Below are 6474 nucleotides of genomic sequence, written 5' to 3'. Positions count from 1 at the left end.
CACCGTCCAGGTTTAATGTAACATTCAAATTATGGCGCTAAACAGCAAATGGCATTAATTCAGATTAATCAAAATGTGCGGGCCGCTTATAACCGGGAATTGATTTCCGGTTATATTCCGGAAAATGAGCACAGGTACCATGTAAAATGGCTGAGGTATTATCTGAAATTTTTGCAATAAATATAAATTCAGTCCTTCAGACGTCGATAGTATCCCCCCCCTTTTTTATTGAAAAATTAGATTCAAAAAAACAAGATATATTTCAAAAACAGCAGGCTCAATCAAAAAGCACTGAGGATATATTTCGAATTTCCTGATCACGGGAAGCAGAAAAATCAGGGCCATAAAAAACCCTCACAACCGATTAGGTTGTGAGGGTTTTAAATTTTAAGTTTCTGACCTTTAGGTTATGCACCTTGCATCCGGGCAACGTTGTGGGCATGCGCCCCTTTAACAAGCTGTCCAAACACGGGGATTCCGTTCAGGCACTATTTAGTAATTTTTATCTGCAAACTCCACCCATCCCCCGGTTTTCACCAGGGTTTTGTCAAACTCTGAGATAGGAAATTCAATTTTCAGTTCTTTGCCGCTGTCATTGGTTGCAATAAGGGTTTTATTTTCCACATCTATGCAAAGCCGGGCCTTTTTACCGGCACCCAGTTCAAACAGCTCCTGGACCTGATCCTCGGGCAGTTCAATGGCCATCATGCCGCAATTGAACATATTCTGCCTGAAAATCCGGGCAAAGCTCGGGGCAATCACCACATTGATGCCGTTGACTTCCAGCGCCCAGGGCGCATGTTCCCTGGAAGAGCCGCATCCAAAATTTCCCCGGGATACAATCACACGGACATCTTTGAGATCCGTCTTAGGATGAAAGCCATCTAAGACGAGATCTTCAAGCAGGTGGGGCTTTAAAGCGGATTTTGAAATTTCCGTCAGGTATCTGGCCGGAATAATTTCGTCGGTATTGATATCTGCCCGGTCCAGGCAGAGCATGTTTCCTTGAAAGTCTTTCATAATACCTCCCTAACTTTTAAACCGGTCAGAATTGGTGATCACGCCATGGACTGCGGTAGCCGCCGCCGTGGCCGGGCTCATGAGATGAACCATTCCGCCTTTGCCCATTCGTCCGTTAAAATTCCTGTTGGTGGTGGACGCTGCCACCTCTCCTTCGGCCAGCACCCCGTTGCTCATTCCTAGACAAGCACCGCAGGTGGGGTTGGTCACGCAAAATCCGGCATCCATAAAAATTTTAATCAGTCCTTCATCCAGGGCCGCACTAAAAATATCCGGTGTGGCCGGAGATACAATGGCCCGGACCCCGGGGTTGACTTTTTTGCCCGCCACCTCGGCGGCTGCCTCACGAAGATCCTCCAGGCGCCCATTGGTACAGGAGCCGATGTAAACCTGATCCACGGGCATATCCCTCATCTGGGACACTGGTTTAACATTGTCCGGTTTGTATCCAAAGGTCACCATGGGTTCAAGCGTGCTCACATCAATTCTTTTTTTCTTTGCATAGACGGCATCCGGATCGGAACAGAATTGGGAATATTGTGCCAGGGCATCTTCGGGGGTCTGGAACTCATCCTTAATAAACGGCCACAGATACTGCACCGTTGTCATATCCGGCAGACAGATGCCGGAAGTTGCACCGGCTTCCACGGCCATATTGGAAAGGGTCATGCGCTGGTCCATGCCCATGGCATCCACCACAGGTCCTGTGAACTCAATGACCATGTTGGTTGCCCCGTTCACTGAAATCTGACGAATCACCTCAAGAATGATATCCTTGGCATATACGCCCGGCCGAAGGGTCCCGGTAATTTCAATTTTAAAGGTTTCGGGCTCTTTAAAGGTACACACACCCTTTAAAATGCCCACCTCCAGATCGGTGGTGCCCACGCCCGCGGCAAAGGCGCCGAATGCCCCGTGGGTACAGGTATGGGAATCGCCCATAATGATGGTGAATCCGGGACGGACAAACCCTTTTTCAGGAAACAGGGCGTGGCAGACCCCGTTCTGGCCGATATCAAAAAAATCTTTTATACCGTGACGAAGGGCCCAGTCCCGCAGAATTTTTCCCTGCATGGCGGTTTTGGAATCTTTGGCCGGTGAGACATGGTCAATCACCGCCTTGATTTTGTCCGCATCAAACACCCGGTCTTTTCCCCTTGCAACCAGATCCTGGATCGCAATCGGGGTGGTAATTTCATGACAGAAAACCCGGTCCAGGCGCAGCACGCTGACATCCCCGAAGGGTTTGTCCACCAGGTGGGTGTCAAAAATTTTTTCAGCAATTGTTTTTCCCATGGCACTCTCCATTAGTTATCATTTCCTTCACCAAAATAATCTTCACCGTCCGCCGGCGTGACAATCCAGTAGGCCTGAAACAGATCGTCACCTGTATTTTTAATCACATGGGGTATTTGCGACGAAAAAGACAGGGCATCTCCGTTACTGATATCGTAGACATCCCCGCCGTAAATCAACTGGCCAAACCCGTTCACCACAATTCCCAGTTCCCGGCCAAGATGGCCGTCATTCTCATCCCCCCGCTGCTGTCCAGGTGAAAGTTCAAGAAAAAAGGCGGTAAAGGAGTGGTTGCCCTTGGACTGGCTGTATCCACTCAGGGTTTCATATTTAAATCCCTTGCGCTGGTAGACCCGGCGCTGGTCCTTTTTTATAATCTCCACCCGGTTCATGGTCTCATAATCTTTAAAAAACTTTTCCGGAGAAACCCCGTAAACTTCAAGCAATTCCAGCAGGGTATCCAGGGACGGGGATATGCGGTTGCGTTCAATCTGGGACAACAGGCTTGAACTGACCCCGGCCTTTAATGCCACATCTTTGATAGTCAGATGCCGTGAATTTCGAATAGCCCGCAGCAACGGCCCCAGTTTGATTTTCATTCATTCCCCAAATTCAGTATTTCTAATTCAAATTAAAGAATACTGAATTTTTTTCTAGTGTCAATACTTTTTAAATGGATAAAAACGCCAATACAGGAAAAAGCCTTTGGAGACAAACATCCGCCTTTGAAGATCAGGCTGTTATTTTTGTATAATCCAAAAGCCCCTGGCATTGGTATTGTGTGAGCACGGATTCCAGGGCCGCAAGGTCGGACAATTCCACGACCAGGTCATGGGTGATCCGTTCTTTATAATCCGTTCCGGCTACTATGGTCTTCAAGGCGCTGATGCGGTTTAAAAATGAATCATTCAGGCTGTAATCCAGACAGATTTGGAAGGATTGCGTTTTCACCAGCCGGACCAGGGGGGCCTGGTTAATGGCTTCGCCCACAGCCAGGGCATAGGCTTCAATCAGCCCGCGAACCCCAAGCTTGACCCCGCCGTAATACCGGGTAACCACCGCTGCAGTACAGGTCATATGATGGGATAAGAGCGTGTTGAGCATGGGCTTTCCGGCCGTACCCGGCGGTTCTCCCGCATCTGAGCAATGGCTGATCTGCCCGGAATCGCCCACCACATAAGCCCAGCAGTTATGGGTGGCGGTTTTGTATTCTTTGCAAACGTTGGAAATAAATCCCTTTGCCCCTTCAATGGTATCAACATAGCTGAGCCGGCAGACAAACACGGAGCGCTTGATTTTTATTTCCGCCCGGCGGACAGGATCAGACACAAACCGCCCCACAGAATAAAAAACCGGTTTTTCGCAATCCGTACTCATGATCATGGTATAGTACAAATCAAATTCAAATAAAAGGCCGAATCCCTTTACCAGAAACAGACTGGCTATTTTTTTCATGCACCAGGAAGGAATCTGGAGCCGGAAAAACTCTTTTTGGGCATCTTTGACATAGTCCATATGCTTGAGTTTTCGGAAAATAGTTAAAGACAAAAGGAGCGAAGAATGAAATAAATGGAAAATTGAAGTTTTTCAAATTATCAAGATAAAAAATCCGAAAACTCAAGCATATCAGAAAAAGAGAGATCCGTGTGGGCAGTCCATATAAGGAAATAAAAAACGCATTGTCAAAAGACCATCCCTTTGCCCTGGCCATGATTGTCAGCCATAAGGGGTCCACGCCCGGGACATCGGGCTCCTGGATGCTGGTTCGGCAGGATAAAACCATTGCCGGCACCATTGGCGGCGGCCTGGTGGAGGCCAAAGTCATGGATGCCTGCGTGGGCATGATGGATAAAGCCCAGTCACAAATTAAGGACTTTCATCTGGACCAGGACCAGGCCCTGAAAGCCGGCATGGACATGATCTGCGGCGGCAGCCTGGGTGTGTGGCTGCGCAGTTTTGTGCCGCCGTTTTCCAAAACGCTTCTAAATGCCTTTGAAATCATTGCGGGAATTGAGAACAAAGGGGAAAGCGCCCTGGTTATTACCCGGATATCCGGTGATACGGTCCAGGTGCCTGTGGCGCTTAAAAACAGCCGCAATGATCCCGGTGCATCAATTTTACCGAAAGATTTACCCGAAGATCTGCTGGCAGATGCCGCAGGCAGAGCGTTTTCCGGGCCCGGTCTCTCGTGCCGGGTGTACGGGCAGGACCTGTATATTATCCAGCCGTTGATACCCAGGCAAACCCTTTATATCTGCGGTGCCGGCCATGTGGGATATCAGCTGGGCCAGATGGCCCACATCACGGATTTTTCAACCGTGATCATTGATGACCGGCCGGAATTTGCCGATCCGGCCCGGTTTCCCCATGCCGGGCAGGTCAAAGTCGTGCCCGGGTTTACCCCGGTTTTTGACGGATTTGATGTGGATGAGAACAGCTATATTGTTATCCTCACCCGGGGACACCTGTACGACCAGATTGTTCTGGAACAAGCCCTTTCCACCCGGGCCGCATATATCGGCATGATCGGATCCCGGAAAAAACGGGAACTCATTTACGGCAATCTCATGGAAAAAGGCATATCAAAGCAGGCCCTTGACGCGGTTTACTCCCCCATCGGCACGGCCATTAAGGCACAAACCCCGGCAGAGCTTGCTGTCAGTATTATGGGAGAACTGATACTTGTGCGCGCAACAAACAGAAAAAGCTAAAGGGGAAATACCGGTAACAGGCAAAGATGAATCTTGGCAGGGTAGCACCGTGGGCGCTGTAACGGATTTGGGCCCTCCAGGGCCAGGCGCGCCCGTGTCTGCCCTTATCCTTGCCGCAGGTTTTTCCTCGCGTATGGCACCGGCATTCAAGCCTGTGCTGCCCCTGGAGGACAAACCCATGGTATGTGCCGTGGTTGATCTTTTTTATGGTGCAGGTGTCCGTGACATCGTGGTGGTGGCCGGGCATAACCATGGGCAGGTGAAGGCAGCCGTGAAAAATACGCCTGCCCGGGTGGTGTTAAATGCTGATTATGCCCTGGGCATGTTTTCCTCCATCCGCACCGGGGCCGGGGAAATAGACCCGGAAAGCCAGGGCTTTTTTCTTCTGCCCGTGGATATCCCCGCAGTCCGGCCCTCAACCCTGGCGCGTATCAAAACGGCTTTTTTGAAAAAACCTGAACTGCCGGTGATCCCCTGTTTTAACGGAAAAACCGGCCATCCCCCCCTGATTCCCAGGGCAGCCGTTGAATCCATCATGCATCCAGGATCGGACAACAATCTCCGGGACATCCTTTTTGCCAAAGCGTATACCTGCCTTGCCGTTCATGACCAGGGCATTCTCATGGATGCGGATACGCCAGAAGGGTATGAGGCGGTTAAGGAACAGTTTGCCAAAAGAATGGTGCCGGACCGGACAGAGTGCCTGTCCATGATTGGGGCGGAACTAAGCGGAGAACAAGAGATCAAGGCCCACCTGCTCCTGGTGGAAAAAACGGCCATGGCCCTTTACAACGCGCTGCTTCCGGCCTTGCCCGGCCTGAATCCGGACCTGGTCCGGGCCGCAGCCCTGCTCCACGATATCAAACGAAAAGTTTCCCGTCATGACCGGGCCGCAGAAAAATTTTTGCTGGATATGGGATTTGCTGAACTCGCCGCTGTTGTGGGCGCCCACATGACACTGGAAAATCCAGAAGAAAAACCCGGAGAAAAAGAGATCGTCTATTTTGCAGACAAAATATGCGCCGGTGCCTGCCTGGACCTGGATTATGAGTCCAGATTCCGCCGCAAAGCCCGGGATTACCCCCAAGCCCGGGAAAGGATAAAACAGCGTCTTGAAACTGCACGGTACATACATGCCCGGATCAGCGCAATTACCGGCCGATCTGTTAAACAGATTCTCGGCTGCGCCCCCCCTTGTCTGTCTGATGCGCCACGGTCAGATTCTGGATCCAGGGGTTAAGCGCTTCATCGGCCGGACCGATCTGCCGCTCAATGCCCATGGGCAGGCCCAGGCCAAGTCCTGGCAAAATGTTTTGAACCACATTCAATTTAAAAGAATTTATGTGTCAGGGCTTTTGCGCACCCGGCAGACAGCCGCAATGTGCTGTCCGGGTCAGCCCGTGACAGTGGATGCACGTCTCAATGAAATTGACCTGGGTGACTGGGA

7 protein-coding genes are annotated in these 6474 nt (G+C 50.6%); 3 read left to right on the top strand and 4 right to left on the bottom strand.

Annotated features, from left to right (window positions below; all coding sequences use genetic code 11):
• Positions 1-492: 492 nt before the first annotated feature.
• The 4 genes from leuD to AB7U36_RS16090 all read right to left on the bottom strand — a co-directional run bounded on the left by leuD (position 493) and on the right by AB7U36_RS16090 (position 3831).
• On the bottom strand, positions 493-1020 hold the full coding sequence (gene leuD, locus AB7U36_RS16105; protein ID WP_428160726.1) for a 3-isopropylmalate dehydratase small subunit: 528 nt from the start codon (positions 1018-1020) through the stop codon (positions 493-495).
• Positions 1021-1029: 9 nt separating this feature from the next.
• Entirely contained in the window at positions 1030-2316 is a 1287-nt protein-coding gene (locus tag AB7U36_RS16100) for a 3-isopropylmalate dehydratase large subunit (protein ID WP_428160725.1), read from the bottom strand.
• 11 nt (positions 2317-2327) lie between these two features.
• The gene (locus AB7U36_RS16095; protein WP_428160724.1) at positions 2328-2915 is read right to left on the bottom strand and encodes a helix-turn-helix domain-containing protein; all 588 of its coding nucleotides are present in this window, start codon (positions 2913-2915) and stop codon (positions 2328-2330) included.
• A 133-nt stretch (positions 2916-3048) separates the two neighbouring features.
• Positions 3049-3831, bottom strand: coding sequence for an IMPACT family protein (locus tag AB7U36_RS16090; protein ID WP_428160723.1), 783 nt, complete (start codon positions 3829-3831; stop codon positions 3049-3051).
• A gap of 131 nt (positions 3832-3962) precedes the next feature.
• Here AB7U36_RS16090 and AB7U36_RS16085 point away from each other — a divergent pair, with 131 nt between their 5' ends.
• The 3 genes from AB7U36_RS16085 to AB7U36_RS16075 form a co-directional block, all read left to right on the top strand.
• A complete protein-coding gene (locus tag AB7U36_RS16085) occupies positions 3963-5027 on the top strand; it encodes an XdhC family aldehyde oxidoreductase maturation factor (protein WP_428160722.1) in 1065 nt (354 codons plus the stop codon).
• Positions 5028-5121: 94 nt separating this feature from the next.
• Positions 5122-6267, top strand: coding sequence for a DVU_1551 family NTP transferase (locus AB7U36_RS16080; protein ID WP_428160721.1), 1146 nt, complete (start codon positions 5122-5124; stop codon positions 6265-6267).
• The coding region (locus tag AB7U36_RS16075) for a histidine phosphatase family protein (RefSeq protein WP_428160720.1) at positions 6233-6474 on the top strand (242 nt) is incomplete at its 3' end. The genes AB7U36_RS16080 and AB7U36_RS16075, both read left to right, overlap by 35 nt.

Source organism: Desulfobacter sp., from assembly GCF_050177295.1.
The sequence above is the reverse complement of the archived record's forward strand: the minus strand, read 5'-3'. Positions and strand labels throughout refer to the sequence as shown.

Bases quoted from the DNA above. Each gene is read 5' to 3' on its own strand.
- leuD (WP_428160726.1), bottom strand. From the start codon at position 1,020: ATGAAAGACTTTCAAGGAAACATGCTCTGCCTGGACCGGGCAGATATC.
- AB7U36_RS16090 (WP_428160723.1), bottom strand. From the start codon at position 3,831: ATGGACTATGTCAAAGATGCCCAAAAAGAGTTTTTCCGGCTCCAGATT.
- AB7U36_RS16100 (WP_428160725.1), bottom strand. From the start codon at position 2,316: ATGGGAAAAACAATTGCTGAAAAAATTTTTGACACCCACCTGGTGGAC.
- AB7U36_RS16095 (WP_428160724.1), bottom strand. From the start codon at position 2,915: ATGAAAATCAAACTGGGGCCGTTGCTGCGGGCTATTCGAAATTCACGG.